The sequence below is a fragment of the Gimesia sp. genome (assembly GCF_048262075.1).
Classification (GTDB): domain Bacteria; phylum Planctomycetota; class Planctomycetia; order Planctomycetales; family Planctomycetaceae; genus Gimesia.
The window spans coordinates 371,807-387,573 of sequence record NZ_JBLXFK010000005.1 but is presented as its reverse complement, the minus strand read 5'-3'; the positions used below and the strand labels follow the sequence as shown (position 1 = coordinate 387,573).

Annotated in this window: 11 protein-coding genes; 9 read left to right on the top strand and 2 right to left on the bottom strand. The window is 52.2% G+C overall.

All coding sequences use genetic code 11. The annotated features are described in order from the left end of the window. Positions 1-7 precede the first annotated feature (7 nt). From ACN0YH_RS13275 to ACN0YH_RS13250, 6 genes are all read left to right on the top strand, one after another. The gene (locus tag ACN0YH_RS13275) at positions 8-1,627 is read left to right on the top strand and encodes a DUF1570 domain-containing protein (protein ID WP_417380048.1); all 1,620 of its coding nucleotides are present in this window, start codon (positions 8-10) and stop codon (positions 1,625-1,627) included. Between the two features lie 371 nt (positions 1,628-1,998). Further along, positions 1,999-2,952 carry a DUF1559 domain-containing protein gene (locus ACN0YH_RS13270; RefSeq protein ID WP_417380047.1) on the top strand — a complete coding sequence of 318 codons (954 nt, stop codon included), beginning with the start codon at positions 1,999-2,001 and terminating at the stop codon, positions 2,950-2,952. 27 nt (positions 2,953-2,979) lie between these two features. After that, a complete protein-coding gene (locus tag ACN0YH_RS13265; RefSeq protein WP_417380046.1) occupies positions 2,980-3,396 on the top strand; it encodes a carboxypeptidase-like regulatory domain-containing protein in 417 nt (138 codons plus the stop codon). 133 nt (positions 3,397-3,529) lie between these two features. Then, positions 3,530-5,110 (top strand): SGNH/GDSL hydrolase family protein, encoded by a 1,581-nt coding sequence (locus ACN0YH_RS13260; protein WP_417380045.1) that lies wholly within the window; start codon positions 3,530-3,532, stop codon positions 5,108-5,110. Positions 5,111-5,308: 198 nt separating this feature from the next. Continuing rightward, the gene (locus ACN0YH_RS13255) at positions 5,309-7,726 is read left to right on the top strand and encodes a cytochrome oxidase (protein WP_417380044.1); all 2,418 of its coding nucleotides are present in this window, start codon (positions 5,309-5,311) and stop codon (positions 7,724-7,726) included. Then, positions 7,720-9,291, top strand: a complete 1,572-nt coding sequence (locus tag ACN0YH_RS13250) for a hypothetical protein (protein ID WP_417380043.1) — start codon at positions 7,720-7,722, stop codon at positions 9,289-9,291. The genes ACN0YH_RS13255 and ACN0YH_RS13250 overlap by 7 nt, the downstream gene beginning before the upstream one ends. A gap of 16 nt (positions 9,292-9,307) precedes the next feature. On the opposite strand, the gene ACN0YH_RS13245 is transcribed toward ACN0YH_RS13250, so the two are convergent. Next, complete coding sequence (locus tag ACN0YH_RS13245; protein ID WP_417380042.1) at positions 9,308-9,841, bottom strand: hypothetical protein; 534 nt, start codon at positions 9,839-9,841, stop codon at positions 9,308-9,310. A gap of 59 nt (positions 9,842-9,900) precedes the next feature. Next, entirely contained in the window at positions 9,901-10,980 is a 1,080-nt protein-coding gene (locus ACN0YH_RS13240; RefSeq protein WP_417380041.1) for a peptidase, read from the bottom strand. Positions 10,981-11,303: 323 nt separating this feature from the next. Between ACN0YH_RS13240 and ACN0YH_RS13235 the strand changes: the two genes are divergently transcribed. From ACN0YH_RS13235 to ACN0YH_RS13225, 3 genes are all read left to right on the top strand, one after another. After that, a complete protein-coding gene (locus tag ACN0YH_RS13235; RefSeq protein WP_417380040.1) occupies positions 11,304-12,200 on the top strand; it encodes an efflux RND transporter periplasmic adaptor subunit in 897 nt (298 codons plus the stop codon). 34 nt (positions 12,201-12,234) lie between these two features. Next, entirely contained in the window at positions 12,235-14,448 is a 2,214-nt protein-coding gene (locus tag ACN0YH_RS13230) for a site-2 protease family protein (RefSeq protein ID WP_417380039.1), read from the top strand. Positions 14,449-14,619: 171 nt separating this feature from the next. Continuing rightward, the gene (locus tag ACN0YH_RS13225; RefSeq protein WP_417380038.1) at positions 14,620-15,582 is read left to right on the top strand and encodes a D-alanine--D-alanine ligase; all 963 of its coding nucleotides are present in this window, start codon (positions 14,620-14,622) and stop codon (positions 15,580-15,582) included. Positions 15,583-15,767 lie beyond the last annotated feature (185 nt).

Genomic DNA, 15,767 nt, shown 5'->3' with positions numbered 1-15,767 from the left:
TGTGAACATGCCTGGCACGCAACAGCAATCTCAGCGGTACTCTTCCATTTCCGGATTCTCAGAACAGGAACCGGCGGGGCGTTCGATCGGCTATCGCGGGTTCTGTCTGCTGACCCTGATTGTATTGCTGTGGACGCAGTCGAGTCGCGTATACGCACAAAACCCGCGTGTGCTGGCCACCTATCAGAAACAGTACGGTATTCTGCAAACTGAGTTTCGGGATAAACTGATCCAACTGGCACAGAATTGTCAGCGTGAACAACAGCAGGCGGGCGTGCAGACCATCACCGAAATCATTAAAGACGTGCAGGATTTTGATCCCCAGGCCAACCCTTTACCGCGTGACGTCCGGCCGGATCTGCCTCTCAGTCTACCCGCCGCTGAACGCAGCTGGCGGTTGAAGTTGCGGAACCTGCAGGAGGAACAGGCCAATGATCTGTTCGTGTTCTCCCGCAAAGTGTTGCATGCGGGCTTCCCCAGTTACGCTTACGACCTGATACTGGAAACCGCCTATCACAATCCCGATCATCGATCCGTGCGGCAGATTCTGGGCTACGTACGGAACGGCGACGAATGGGCGACCCCTTTTGAAAAAGAGATGCACGATCGCAAACAGAAATGGCATCCCCAGTTTGGCTGGTTACCCGCTTCATATATCACCCGTTATGAGCAGGGTGAACGCTATGTCAACGGACGCTGGAAATCAGCGGCACAGGAAGCAGAAATCCGGCGCGATTTCCGCAACGCCTGGGAAATCAAAACCGAACATTTTCTGATCAAAACCAACCACAGCCTGGAAATGGGTGTGAAGCTGGCTACCGAAATGGAAGACTTTTACCGCTATTTCCACCAGACATTCGCAGCATTCTTCAACACGCCCCAACAAATGCAGAAACTGTTTGAAGGAGCGCGTAATCCCTTTCAACGTCGCAATAAAAACGATCAGCATGTGATGCACTACTACAGCACGCGCGAGGAATATCTGCAGCGACTCCAGAAAGACATTCCCCAGATCGGACTCACGCACGGCATCTATCTGTTCGGCGATCGGATCTCCCACTTCTATCATCGCCCTGATGCAGAAGGCGACCTGGGAACACTGTATCATGAAGCCACCCACCAGCTGTTTTATGAAACCAGTTTTCAAGGCAGGAACCGTCAGGTTGGCGAGAAGAATCATTTCTGGGCTGTCGAAGGAATCGCCTGCTACATGGAGTCCTTTGAAAAGCAGGATAAAAAGTTCCGCGCTGGAAACCCCAATCATATCCGCTTCAACGCCGCCCGCTTTCGACTGCTGAAAGACGAATACTATATCCCCCTGGAAACGTTCGCTGCGATGGGCCGCAATGCCTTTCAAACCAGCCCCAATATCAGTCCCAATTACAGTCAGGCTTCCGGGCTGTCGCATTTCTTCATGCACGCCTCACGTGGAGAATACCGGGATGCATTTATCAACCAGCTGACACAGCTTTACAGCGTCAATTCCCGAGTACGCAATAACCCGCAGTCTCTCGCCGAACTAACGGGCGTCTCTTATACCGATTTGGATCAAGAGTACAGAGAATACTCGGCGACACTGCAAAAAGCCCTCAACGAACGCGCATTGAGCCTGCAAGCCCGTCCGTAAACTGGCTCAATTTGAACCAAGAAATGCCTGGTGTTTATGGATTGAATTCCCTCTCAGGCCAGGGCTGTCATCAGCCCAGACTTCTCTAGACTGTGTCCAGTTTTACTGTAGCGTCTCCAGGTCCACTTGGACCGAGGATATTAGATTGACAGACGCTATGGTTAAATGTGATGCGCTCTAGTGCGCCACGTCTGCAAGGCCGTGCCTGCAAGTTAATCTTATTTAAATAATATGCCATATGTTAACAAACTTATGTTATATTTTCTTGCCTCAATCTTCTTAATACGGGTAGAATAGAAGGTTCATGTCAATTTAGTTATCGTTACTTAGTTTTGCTTATAATGTCATTTTAATCTTAAGGAAACGAACCAATGGCACTCAATTTCCATCGTCGATTAAAACGGGGTTTTACCCTCATCGAGTTGCTGGTAGTTATTGCAATTATCGCCATATTGATTGCCCTGTTATTGCCGGCTGTCCAGCAGGCACGTGAAGCTGCCCGGCGTTCTACCTGTAAGAACAATATGAAGCAGTTAGGGCTGGCCTTGCACAACTACCATGATTCCCACCGCATCCTTCCCCCGGGGGATGTGAACGGCGGCGGTTATGATTGCATCTGGCTGGGTTCCCAGGAGACCCGCAATCACACAGGGCAAATCTATATGCTCCCCTTCCTTGATCAGGCCAATATCTACAATCAGATTAATTTTTCAATGGCAACCGGCTTAGGTGATGGCAATGGTGCCTGTACTGCCCCCACAACGGGGATTCAAACGGCAGCGACTTCCCACTCGATCGCTGTGTTCGAATGCCCCAGCGATTCCTATTCGCATGGACCTTACACCTATACCTCAAATATGGCCTATGCGACCAACAAAGATTATCGCACGAGCTACTCCTTTATTTACATCGAATACAATACCGGTGATAATTCCAGCGGGGGAACGTATGAAACTGCGACAACAACCAAGACCGCATTTGGTCACAACGGTGCAGCCAGAATGCGGGATTTCAGTGATGGTACCAGTAACTCGATGCTGATGATTGAAACCCCGATGGAAAAGCAGTCCGCAATTCGAGGCCCCTTCTGGGCAACCTATGTTGCGACAGGACCGGTGATTGCCGCCCCCTATCGAAAAATCAATCAGCCTTATTCCGCTACCGACTCCCGAGCCGAATGGGGTTCTCCGGGAAGCGAACACGTAGGTGGTTGTCATGCCCTGTTGGGAGACGGCGCGGTGCGGTTCATCAGCGAGAATATTGACATCAATACTCTTCGGGCAATTCAGACCATCAATGCCGGCGAAGTGGTCGCCGATTTTTAAAACTTAATAGAATGGTTAGTGATACCTATGTTAATAAATCTTCTCAAGTTTTCTCAAGCACTCTGCCTGTTAACAGCTGGCCTGCTTGTCGGATGCGCAGGGGGCGCTGCCGACACACCCGAGTTGGGTCAGGTCTCAGGTACGATTACACTCGACGGGGCACCTCTTACGAAGGCCTCCGTCACGTTTCAACCTCAGTCGGGAGCCCCATCGGTGGGCATGACGGATGATTCCGGTCATTATGTATTGGCTTATAACAAAGACACCAAAGGAGCCGTACCCGGCCAGCATACGGTACGCATCAGTAAAATGGGTGAACCAGGTTCGCCGAATGACACGGAAGATCAGGTCCCGGCGAAATTTAATCAAAACTCAAAGCTCACTGCCGAAGTCAAACCGGGTGAGAATACCGTGAATTTTGATCTGGATTCGAAAGCGAAGTAGCGATTCACAGCATGACTTACGTCTGACTTGAATCAGAGATAACAATGACGACAGGTTCTGCTCTCCGGAGTGAAACCTGTTTTTTTACGTCCCCTTGATCAGTCCAGGAAGCTTTTCTTTCTGGACCCGGACGATGACGCGCGATAGGATGAATGTGTTTCGTTCTCCTGCCCTGCTCTCCTGTGAAACTGAGATCTTCGAGATGCCGTCTGCATGTCATCCGAAATCCGATCCACAAGCACATCCACAGCGAACCCGCCATCCGCTGCTGTTTCGCGGTGCAGCCATCCTGCTGGGTTTGTCTCTGCTGGTGATTCTGGAACTCACACTCCGTCTGTGCAACATCCAACCACTGCCCGACAGTCAGGACCCCTATATCTCCTTCAGTTCTGATGCCACACTGTTTATCAAAAATCCTGCAGGAACCAGCTATCAGACCGCTCCGGAACGAATCGATTTCTTTCGCCCGCAAGCGTTCCCCGTCCACAAACCCGCTGATACGTTTCGCGTCTTTGTGCTGGGCGGCTCAACCGTTCAGGGCCGACCTTATGCTGTTGAAACGTCATTCAGCACATGGCTGAAAATCAATCTGCAGGCAGCACAGCCTGAGCGGAACTTTGAAGTCATCAACTGTGGCGGCGTCTCGTACGCCAGCTATCGCCTGGTTCCCATCCTGCGTGAAACGCTGCAGTACCAGCCGGACCTGCTCATCGTCTATACCGGCCATAACGAATTTCTGGAAGAACGTTCCTACGGCGATCTCAAACAGAGTTCACCTATTTACCTGGCAGCACAGAAATCGCTCCGGAATCTGCGCATCGCGTCTCTCATGCAACGTATCCTGCCGGACGTGGGTGAGGACACCATGAATTCAAATAAAACCGTCCTGACTGCAGACGTGAATGCACGGCTCGATTTCCAGAAAGGTCTGGAAGATTATCATCGCGACCTCGACAATCGTCGCGGCATAGTCAATCATTTTAAATACAATGTACGACAGATGATTTTGCTTGCGAAGCAGGCAGACGTACCGCTCGTGCTGGTCAATCCGGTATCGAACCTCAAAAACTGTCCCCCGTTTAAATGTGAATTTGAAAACGGTCTCTCGCAGAAACAGCAGAATCAACTGATCTCCTGCTGGAAAGCAGCCTACGATTGTGACTGGAATGCAGCCGACCGTAAAATGCAGTTGTGGGCAGAAGCAGTTACCGTCGATCACCAGCACGCGGGTCTGCTCTACAGCGTAGGAAAAACCTGCGAACATCTGCGACGATTCCCGGAAGCAAAGACCTGGCTCACAAAAGCTAAAGAAGAAGACATCTGCCCGCTGCGAATACTGGAACCGATGCATGACTCCCTGTTTGACCTGTCACAGGAATTTCACGTACCCCTGGTAGATATCCGCAGTCTGATAGAGCAACGTACACCGGATGGTATTCCCGGCAGTGAATGGCTCGTCGACCATGTCCATCCCAGTATTGAAGGACATCAACTGATTGCCGATGCGCTCTATGAAAAACTGTTCTCCTTGCAACTGGTCCTGCAACCGGCTGACTGGCAGTCGAAACGGGATCCACTACGCCAGGCACATTTAAGTTCTTTACCAGAGGAATATTTCCTCCGCGGCGCGCTGCGCAGCAGAAGGCTCGAAGGCTGGAGCCGGGGTCGCAGTCAAAAAATTCCTCCCGCATCCACTCAGAGTTCCTCTCAATAAATCCGGGGGAGATTTTCTGCCTTAACTCAAGGAATCTGTTTCATGATTGCGGAAAAAGGATACAAATCTGACGCATACTCTGATTGCTTCGAGTCGGCTGCTACCTTATGATCGAAAATCAACGTCTGTTTAGCTGACGTTGATCTTATCTTCCCTGAATCTGACCTGTGACACCGCTCAACATGAAAGAGACACCTGATGAGACAACGCTGGATTTTCACCATCCTGGGGCTGGTTTTCCTGATCGCCGGTCAATCGGTTCAAAGTGAAACCGAAATGGCCCCCTTTGTCGCTGGCTTTGATCGCTTCGCCCGGCATGACGAACTGGAACCACAGGCGGGAGGTCAACTGCTGATCAGCGAGCTGAGTTGCGTCGCCTGTCATCCCTCACAGCGTTCTGAACTGCAACCCAAGCGTGGTCCTCGCTTAACGGGAGCCGGCAATCATCTGCAGCAACAATGGATTCGCGCATTCCTCGCCGCGCCTCAAACCACCAAAGCAGGCACCACGATGCCTGATGTGCTGCACGGCCTGCCTGCTGAAAAAAAACAGCAGGCGATTAGCGCATTGACCGCGTTTCTCGCCGTACAGCAGTCTGCATATCCTGTGATCAAAGCGACCGGCGCCAACCCGGTGCCTCATGAATTCTGGAGAAAAGGCAACGTCGAACAGGGACAGGAGCTGTATCATAAAATCGGATGTGTTGCCTGCCACGATCCAGATGAAACGTATGAACCGGGGGAAACCAAAATTTCTCCCTCCGATAAAATGCTCGCACAACTCGACCCCGAAGATATTAAGGAACTGGGACTGGCCGCCGCCGTGCGTCCCGTCAATTCCGTACCCCACGGCAATCTTCCGGCCAAATACACACCTAAATCATTAACTTTTTTTCTGCTCAATCCCGAACAGACTCGCCCCGCTGGTCGAATGCCGCAACTTAAACTCAAAGCGGTCGAAGCAGCCGACATTGCTGCCTACCTGCTGCGGAAACAGGCGGATTCACAGACTGTAGAGGAAAGTTCCAGCAACCTAGATTTAATCACTGCGGGACAACAACTGTTTGTCGAACTGAAGTGTGTGAACTGCCACGAAGCAAAAAACCTCAAACCGAAACAATTTGCTCAGCCACTCGCGAAATTAAACGCAGACGCTTCCAACAGTTGCCTGCGCTCCGCTCAGAAAAACATGCCCGCGTATCCGCTCGATCAGCAGCAACAGACGGCGACTGAGCAGACCCTCATCAGTCTGCCCGCTCAGAAATCGTCCCGTCCTGAACAGCAGCTGGATTTTCAGGTGCTGCAGCTCAACTGTTATGCCTGTCATGAACGGGACAAACGGGGAGGCGTCGGCTTCAATCGCAAGCCCTACTTTGAAACCGCCGCACATGTCGACCTGGGTGATGAAGGCCGCATTCCTCCCACACTGACCGGGATCGGCTACAAACTGCAGAAGAAATGGCTGTCGAAAGTTCTGAATGGGAGCGGCGACATCCGTTTTCACATGCAGGCCCGCATGCCGGTCTTTCCCAGACAACAGGTCTCGAGTCTGCCCACTGCGTTCGAAAAAGTCGATGGCAAAGCGCAGCTGCCTGATACAAAAGTCTTCCCCGATCATAACAAACTGGCGTCGTCAGGCCGCACTATGCTGGAGACCGGTTGCATCCAGTGTCACCCGATTCGTGGCGAAAGCATGCCAGGCGTAGTAGGCACCGATCTGGGTGATGTCACCAACCGCGTGCATCCCGGCTGGTTCCGCGAATTCCTGCTCGACCCTGCTTCCCTGAAAGCGCGTACCCGCATGCCTACGTTTTTCCCGGGCGGAAAGAGTCAGAACAAAGGACTGCTTGATGGTCATGTCGATCAGCAGATTGCAGCACTCTGGGGCTACCTGAAAGCCGGATCCAAACAGCCTCTGCCTGAAAAAATCCTGGAAGCAAAATCTAAAAACTACGAACTGGTTCCCGACAAACGTCCGATTGTCCTGCGAACCTTCATGCAGGAAGCAGGAACCCACGCCATCGCAGTGGGCCTGCCGGAGAAAGTCCATTTCGCCTTTGATGCCGAACAGGTCCGCCCCGCCCTCGCCTGGAAAGGCCGATTCCTGGATGCCCAGGGAACCTGGTTCATTCGCTTCGCGCCCCCCGCCGACCCGCTGGGCAGTAAAGCGGTTCTGTTTCCTGCTGGTGCAGCGGTTGCTTCCTTGAAAAATAAACAGCAGTCCTGGCCCGTCTATTCACCAGATGCCAATGATCCGCAATTTCGAGGATACCGCGTCGATGCGAAAGGCATCCCCACCTTCCTGTACTCCAGCGGGAATATTGATATTGAAGACCGCTTCGAAGCAACCGACAAACAGACTCTGAAACGCAGCCTGACCATCACAGGCAATCAGAAATCCAGCGATTCAGAGACGCTCTGGTTTCGCGGCCTGACTGGTAAAACTCTGAAGCAACTGAATGCGACGACCATGCAAAATCAGGCGGGACTTCAGGTTTCGATCTCACCTGAACTGGCGAAAGCCGGTATCCTTCGCAAACATGACAACCAATCTGACTGGATCATCCCCGTTCCTGCTACAGATAACACTACGATTGAGGTGACCTACCAATGGTAAATCGCGCACTCCTGGCTACATTGACGTTGCTCTGCATCACGTTTGTCGGCGGCGCTGGAAACAGCCAGTCCGTTTTTGCGGAGAGTGAAGAGGACTATTATCGACTTGATTCGATCATGACCCCCAAAGCACAAACCGAATCGCGGGCCGCCAACTGGAAACCGGCCCCCGGCGACCTGGTACTGGAAGTCAGTGGCATCACGGTGCTCGACGACCATCGCATTGCCGTCGCTATTCGCAAAGGTGAAATCTGGATCATGGACGGCGTGTACGAAGAACCTCCCAAAAATGTGACCTACAAACGCTTCGCAACCGCTTTGCATGAACCACTGGGACTGATCTACAAAAACGGCGCTTTCTACACTGTCCAGCGCAGTGAATTGACGCGCATTCGCGATACTGACGGCGATGACATCGCTGATGAATACATGACCGTCGCCAAAGGCTGGGGTGTCACTGGTCATTACCACGAATATGCCTATGGCCCCGTACTCGACCACGATGGTAATATGTGGCTCACGTTAAACATTGGACTGGGTCTGAAGAAGGAACATAAATCGCGGGCGGTTACCGATCCGACGCTGGGCTTTTCACAAGGCCGCTGGCGTGGCTGGGGGATGAAGTGTACTCCGGAGGGCGAATTGATCCCCGTCTGTGCGGGCATGCGGTCCCCGGCGGGCCTGGGTGTGAACCGTGCCGGCGACGTGTTCTACACCGATCAGCAGGGAAACTGGGTCGCTACCAATTCACTGCATCACATGCGCGAAGGTGCGTTTTTCCATCACGTTGAAGCTCTCGCATCGATGAGTCTTCCTGGTTCCCCGGTAACGGGAATCAAAGAAATTCCCAACGGACTGCCATTTCCCGAAGCCCTCAAACGGATGCCACAACTCAAGCCACCGGCTGTCTGGTTCCCGTATAAGAAAGCCGGTCAGTCGGCAACGGACATCATGCTCGATAACAGCGGCGGTAAATTTGGCCCCTTTGATGGGCAGTTTTTTGTGGGCGAGTTTACACAGGCTTCCATTCAGCGCGTGTTCCTCGAAAAAGTGGACGGCGAATACCAGGGGGCCTGCTTTCCCTTTCGGAGCGGTTTCGCTTCCGCAGTACTTCGTATGGATCAGGGAACTGACGGCAGCATGTTTGTCGGCCTGACTAACCGGGGCTGGAGCAGCCTGGGCACTGCCTCATATGGTCTGCAGCGATTGGTCTGGACGAAAAAAATGCCGTTCGAAATTAAAGAGATGCGGGCACAACCCGGGGGATTCGAACTGGTCTTCACCAAACCGGTTGACCGCAAGTCAGCTCGGGACCCGAAGTCTTACAAGCTGCAGAGCTACACCTACACGTATCACTCTTCCTACGGCAGCGATGAAATTCTGCCTCGTAACCTTGAGATCGAAAACGTCACGGTTACAGAAGACGGCTTGAAAGCACAGCTCAAAGTCAAAGGCCTGCGCGAACTGTATGTGCATGAACTCAACGCCGAAGGGGTTAAAAGCCAAGACGGACAGTCGCTGCTGCATCCCGATGCTTACTACACCTTGAATCGGATTCCGAAGTAACGTGCTCCGCTTCTGTTCAATTCAGAAAGCCGCGTTCGCGTAATTCCTGAATATTCCCGGGGGCACTTTCCCAGACCCGCTCGGCTGCATACCGCATTACCGCGATGCCTCCCATGCCGGGCGGTGCGCTGAGGATCGCCACGTGTTCTTCCTCTTCGTCGTCCAGCTGACGATTCAGTTTAGCGACCGCTTCTTCAATGCTGTCGCTCACGATCCGTTCGGGGCCGCTGGTATTGGCAAATTTCAGATTCGAAAACCCAGCGGTCCGTGAAAGCAGAAAGGCAGCCAGGTCGGCTTCTTCCTGCTCTTCAAAGAAATTACGAAACTCCGGCTCCATACGATCGGGAGTAATGATCGTCGGACGGGTAATGCTGACTTCTCCTTTACGGATCGTGACTGTCGAACCACTCTCCGCGGCACCACAGACCAGATAGTAAGGCAGTTTCTGGTCACCGAAGGTAAATAAGGAAAAATTTACCGGGCGTTCAATCCGCACGGCAGTCCAGATTTCGAAGAAACGCTGTTCATCGAACTCGTGTGAAAAATTCATCAGGTTCCAAACGGATTGAATATTAAAGCGGCGAGTAAAACGATTCGGATCAGTGTCTATTAACTCAGTTTCTTCAGTTTGCTGACACGTCCCACAGAAACCCATTCGGTGACAAACAGGTTCCCTTCCTGATCGAAACAGGCATCGTGTGGATGGACAAACCGACCGGCCTGCCAGGTTTCAGGCTGTGTACGCACTTTAAAGCCATCCAGCACTTTGTTCGTCCAGTCCTGATCGTATCCCAGGTGCGTGATCACTTTGTTCTGTTTATCAAATAATGTCACACGTGCATGCAGATCGGAGACGACCATGATGTCTCCCTGAATATCAATATCGGCTGGAAAGCTGACCGTATTGACAAAACCAAGATGTTTTCCGTCGAGCGAGAAATACTGCAAACGATGATTGGCCCGGTCACAGACCGCAATTTTCGGTGTACCATCCCGTTCATCCAGCCACATCCCGTGCGGCGTTTTCATTTTGCCCGGCTCTGTTCCACTTCCCCCCCAGTAAAATTCGGGCTTCCCCTCTTTCGTGTACTTGTGGATATAGTGAGAACCATACCCATCGCCGACATAAAATCCCCCGTCGGGAGCGAAGGCAATATTCGTGGGACTGTAACGCTGCTTTGTATCTTTATAATGTTCGGGAGCGGCTGGTCGTCCGATCGTCCAGACAACCTCGCCAGTCAGACTTGTTTTTGCCACGACGCCATGCTTCGTATCGGAGAGATACAAAAACTCGTCGCTGCCTTCTTTGCGAACATCAATCCCGTGTCCGCCGCCATGATATTCCTTACCGAATGAGCGGATGAATTTTCCAGCCGGGTCGAAAACCACAATCGCATCCATGGGACTTTTGGTTTTTGAACGATGCTTGATATAAATCAGGCCACTGGAATCGACGCATACGCCATGTGTCTCACCCCATTGGATATGCTTGGGAACCTCACCCCAGTTATGGATCGCTTCATACTGAAATGCCCCTTCCCCGAGGACCGGCGGCTTGCTGCCCGCTTTGTCTTCCGCGCCGAGTATGGCAGGTGCAAAAAAACGGCCCGCGATAACCGCACTGGCGGCTTTCAGAAAAGAACGGCGGGAATCGGTCTGTCGTGAGTTTAAGGCTGAGCGTTGATCCATAAAAACTGATACCTGGCAACAAAAAGTTCGTAAATATCTGTTGTTTCAATTGCGAGAGAAAAGCATCTTTCAGACCGATCTTAACGCACACATTGACCGCTTCTCAATTGAGGATGCCAAAAAATAGGGTATTCTGACAATGTTCTCCGTAGATCCCTGCTTCGATTCACGTACAAGAGCCAGAGACCGGTCGATTTAGATGGTCATCTCTCCGCGGATGTGGTATGAGAGGCTCACAGCAGTCAATAATCGTTTATCCTGACTGTTATTGACTTTAACTTCATCCATTCCTGCTGATTTCCTCTGAGAAGGAAGGGAAGAACATGAATACCACCAGCACGATTCCCGTTTTGTTCACCATCGTGACGCTGTTTTTACAGCAGACCCTGACCGCCGCCGACGACAAATCGAAGGATACGCCCGAATTGCAGATTGATTCGGTACTGGTCAGCCTGATCGAAGAAGTGGAAGTCCCTGCGCGGGAAGTCGGGCAGCTCAATACGATCCAGGTCAAAGAGGGTATGAGCGTCGAAAAAGGTGACGTACTGGCCCAGATCGAAGATTCCGAAGCAATGCTCCTGTTGCAGCAGGCCAAACTGGAATACGAAATGGCGCAACTCAAAGCCGCCAATGATGTCGATCTCCGCTTTGCCCGGAAAGCTTATGAAGTCGCGAATGCCGAACTGCGGCGGGCCGAAGATTCGATCAAAAAATACCCCAAGAGCATTTCCAAAACCGAGCTGGATCGCCTGAAGCTCACCGAGGAAAAATCGGAACTGGAAATCGAACAGGCGTCCGAAGAACGTAAGACGACTCAACTGGAAGCCAGCCTGAAACGGAACGCTGAACAAATTGCCTCTCTGGCAGTGCAGCGGCGTAAAGTAGTCTCCCCGATTAACGGCATGGTCGTGCAGATTCTGATCCGCGATGGTGAATGGGTGCGCCCCGGTGATACGGTCCTGCGAATTTTAAGGCTCGATCGACTGCGGGCAGAAGGATTGATCAATGCCTCGCGGCTGCAGGGACAGGACCTGATGAATCGCCCGGTCACCCTGGTCGTGAATCCCGGTACTAAGCAGACCATGGAATTCCAGGGAAAAATTTCGTTCGTCAGTCCCGAAATCAATGCGGTCAACAATCAGACACGCGTCTGGGCCGAGATTGAAAACCCAGACCTCAAACTGAAACCGGGCATGCGGGCTTCCTTAATCATTAAATAACCCCCGTTCGATTCAGAAAGCGACGCCAGCCACCATGTCGTTCGGTCCTCAAGACTTTTCGAACCAGCCACTGCGATTGAAAATGCGGGCCGATCTGCATGTTCAACCGCTGCAGTTTGGTGGAAAAAAATACTGGGGCATCAAAGATCCGATTTCACTGCAGTATTATCAGCTGCGCGAAGAGGAATATTTCATCCTGCAACAACTGGATGGACGCGCTTCCTTCGATGCCATTCGGAAAAATTACGAACAACGGTTCCTGCCTCAAAAACTGCAGGCCTCTCATCTACAGGGATTCCTGTCGCGGCTGCATCAGTCCGGCCTGATCATCGCAGATGCCTTTGGGCAGGGGGAAATTCTGCTGGACCGTCAGTTACAGAAACAGCAGCAGGCGCGGCGGGCACGCTGGATGAACCCGCTGGCGATCCGCTTTCGAGGTATCGACCCGCATCGTCTGTTGAACTGGTTGCAACCATGGACTGCCATCTGTTTTACCCCTCTATTTCTGCTGGCGGCATTGTTACTGATGGGATCAGCGGTGACGTTGATTACCACGCATCTGGACACGGTCATCTCTCAGCTTCCCGAATTCGCGACCTTCTTCGAAGCGCGGAACCTGCTGCTGCTGGCCTGTAGTCTGGCGCTGGTTAAAATTGTCCATGAACTGGGGCATGCGCTCGCCTGTAAACACCTGGGTGGAGAGTGTCGGGAGTTGGGCGTGATGCTCCTGGCTTTTATTCCCTGTCTGTACGTGAATGTCAGCGACGCCTGGACCATGCGCGATAAATGGCATCGCATCATAGTGAGTTCCGCCGGGATCTTTGTGGAACTGGTCATCTCTGCGGTCTGTGTGTTCCTCTGGTGGTTTTCCTTTCCCGGCCTGTTCCATTCCCTCTGCCTGAATATCGTCGTGGTCTGTTCGGTGAATACGCTGCTGCTGAATGGTAACCCGCTGCTGCGCTACGACGGTTATTATATTCTGCTCGATCTGCTGGAGGTACCCAACCTGCGACAGCGGGCACAGACAGTCGTTTCCAATCGACTGCACCACTGGTTTTTCGGACACAAAGCAGAGACTCTGCTCAAGGAACCCAGGCGTCTGAGACGTTTTCTTTTTACGTATGGTATCGCCTCGGCGATTTATCGCTGGTTTATTGTGTTCGCAATTCTGACCGTCTGTTATTATGTTCTGGAACCTTACGGCCTGGAAATTATCGTGCAGGTCATGGGGGCCTTTGTGCTGATGGGAATGTTGATTGTGCCTGTGAAATCTGCCGCCGTTGAAATTCAAAACTACTCCAAAGCGGGCCAGATCCAATGGCGACGTTTTAGCGTTCGTTCCACATGTGTGCTCCTTCTTGTGGCGTGTCTGCTGTTAATCCCCCTGCCTCACCGGGTTACCGCACCCGCTCTTATCGAACTGCAGGATGCCAAACACGTTTACGTCACCGCTCCCGGTTTTCTCCAATCCGTGGCCACGCCACAAACGTTGCTTGAGCAAGGGGCCATAATCGCAGAGCTGTCGAACGAACAGATCAGACAGGACATTCTCAAGCTGACGGGGCAGATCAACGAACAGGATATTCGAATTTCCACTCTCGAACGTCGCCAGCTGGATGATCCGGAAGCAGCGCAGGAACTCCCCACAGCACGGGAACAACTGCTCGATCTCAAAGACCAGTTGAAGCAGAGGCAGACCGACCAGCGACGGCTCACACTCAAGGCACCGATCACAGGCACTTTGATCCCTGCCCCGCGAAAGACTGCTAACCCTGATGAGACAGATCTGCCCGCCTGGATCGGTTCCCCCTTTGATGCGGATAACCGGAATTGCTTTCTGGAACGGGGCACCTGGTTATGCTCACTTGGCAATCCAGAACAACTGCAGGCGCGACTGATCGTCGATCAGGAGCATGTCGAATTTGTCGAACCCGGTCAGAGTGTGCGCATCCTGTTGGATGAATATCCGGGTGAGATCTTAACGGGAACGGTTCAGGAAATTGCGGAAATTGATCTGGATGATTTGCATCCCAATCTGATTCACCGGGAAGAACTCATCACCGAAGTCGATGCCTCCGGAAAACAGCAGCTCAGCAGTACTTCGTACCTGGCACTGGTCACGCTGGAAACACCGATCGAACAGCCACTGATTCACTCGACTGGGCAGGCCAAAATCGCAGTACCCTCTGAATCGCTGGGGAAAAAAGCGTACCGCCAGCTGAGAAAGACCATTCGCCTGTTTCAATAAGCAATATTGCATACCACGCAAATTGCCTGTTTTTACATTTTGGTGAGATAGAGAATCAACGTTTGCAGATTCGGTTAGAATTGCTAAAATTCCGCAACTTGAATACATCAGATGATCGATTAATAAACCAGCATCATATTTTTCAGCAGACGGCGGCAAGGAGGCTTCCCGATGACCGATTCACCAACGAATCCCTCTTCGACTTTTAATATCGTGGTTCTCTCAGGTGGAGAATCGGCTGAGAGCGAAATCAGCCTCAAAAGTGGTGAGACGGTCGCGCGAGCACTGTCGTCGCGCGGGCATCAGGTCAAGATCATTGACCCCTCCCTGGTGGATCTGGACCGTTTTGACTGGACCGGCTGCGATGTGGTGTTCATCGCCTTACACGGAACGTATGGGGAAGATGGCACGATTCAATCGACGCTCGATCGACTGGGCATTCCCTACTCAGGCTGTGACGCCGCGACTTCGAAACTGGCTTTCAGTAAATCAGCTTCCAAAGAGCGGTTCATTCAGCACAATGTGAATACACCCTCGTATGTGCTGATTCATGAATCGGACGACGCCGGTCGTATCGAACAACATGCCCGCAGCATGGGTTACCCCCTGGTCGTCAAACCCGATGCCCAGGGCTCCAGCCTGGGTGTGACGATTGTGAAAACTCCCGAAGAATTACCACAGGCACTCGCGAGATGCTTCCATTACGATTCGTTCGGCATCCTGGAATCAGCCATCAAAGGCACCGAATGGACCGTTACGGTTGTCGATGACCAGGTGCTGCCGCTGATTCAGATAGAGACGCCTCACGAATTCTTTGACTATGAAGCCAAGTACACTGAAGATTCGACGCAATACCTGTTTGAATTCGATCTGCCGACGAACGTGATTCAGGCAATTATTAAAACCGGCGCGAATGCCTGCACAGCGCTGGGCACGACCGGCATTGTCCGCGTGGACCTGCTGGTAGACCGTTTCCAGCAGCCCTGGGTCCTGGAAGTGAATACGATTCCCGGCTTTACCGATCATAGCCTGGTCCCCAAAGCAGCCGCTCAGGCGGGTATCGATTTTGGTGAACTGTGCGAGCAGGCGTTGAGCAACTGCCTGAAAAAAGCGACCACCCGCCCGCAAAATTGATAAAGTTTCACCAGTCGGCCTGATTCACTGAGGAATCCTCTCTTTTTCAGTGAGCGTCGCAACACAGACCACTTCGAATTGCGATAATCATAATACAGAGACCGTGCGCAGATGCCCTCAGGCTTTGCTTCACCAGGCTGCAGCATTGATCGGCGTCTGTTCTTCCAGAGCGCATCCCAGTTAAT

Excerpts from the sequence above, each read along its gene's own strand:
- ACN0YH_RS13270 (WP_417380047.1), top strand. The coding sequence starts at position 1,999 with ATGGCACTCAATTTCCATCGTCGATTAAAACGGGGTTTTACCCTCATC.
- ACN0YH_RS13260 (WP_417380045.1), top strand. The coding sequence starts at position 3,530 with ATGACGCGCGATAGGATGAATGTGTTTCGTTCTCCTGCCCTGCTCTCC.
- ACN0YH_RS13265 (WP_417380046.1), top strand. The coding sequence starts at position 2,980 with ATGTTAATAAATCTTCTCAAGTTTTCTCAAGCACTCTGCCTGTTAACA.
- ACN0YH_RS13255 (WP_417380044.1), top strand. The coding sequence starts at position 5,309 with ATGAGACAACGCTGGATTTTCACCATCCTGGGGCTGGTTTTCCTGATC.
- ACN0YH_RS13240 (WP_417380041.1), bottom strand. The coding sequence starts at position 10,980 with ATGGATCAACGCTCAGCCTTAAACTCACGACAGACCGATTCCCGCCGT.
- ACN0YH_RS13230 (WP_417380039.1), top strand. The coding sequence starts at position 12,235 with ATGTCGTTCGGTCCTCAAGACTTTTCGAACCAGCCACTGCGATTGAAA.
- ACN0YH_RS13245 (WP_417380042.1), bottom strand. The coding sequence starts at position 9,841 with ATGAATTTTTCACACGAGTTCGATGAACAGCGTTTCTTCGAAATCTGG.
- ACN0YH_RS13250 (WP_417380043.1), top strand. The coding sequence starts at position 7,720 with ATGGTAAATCGCGCACTCCTGGCTACATTGACGTTGCTCTGCATCACG.
- ACN0YH_RS13225 (WP_417380038.1), top strand. The coding sequence starts at position 14,620 with ATGACCGATTCACCAACGAATCCCTCTTCGACTTTTAATATCGTGGTT.
- ACN0YH_RS13275 (WP_417380048.1), top strand. The coding sequence starts at position 8 with ATGCCTGGCACGCAACAGCAATCTCAGCGGTACTCTTCCATTTCCGGA.
- ACN0YH_RS13235 (WP_417380040.1), top strand. The coding sequence starts at position 11,304 with ATGAATACCACCAGCACGATTCCCGTTTTGTTCACCATCGTGACGCTG.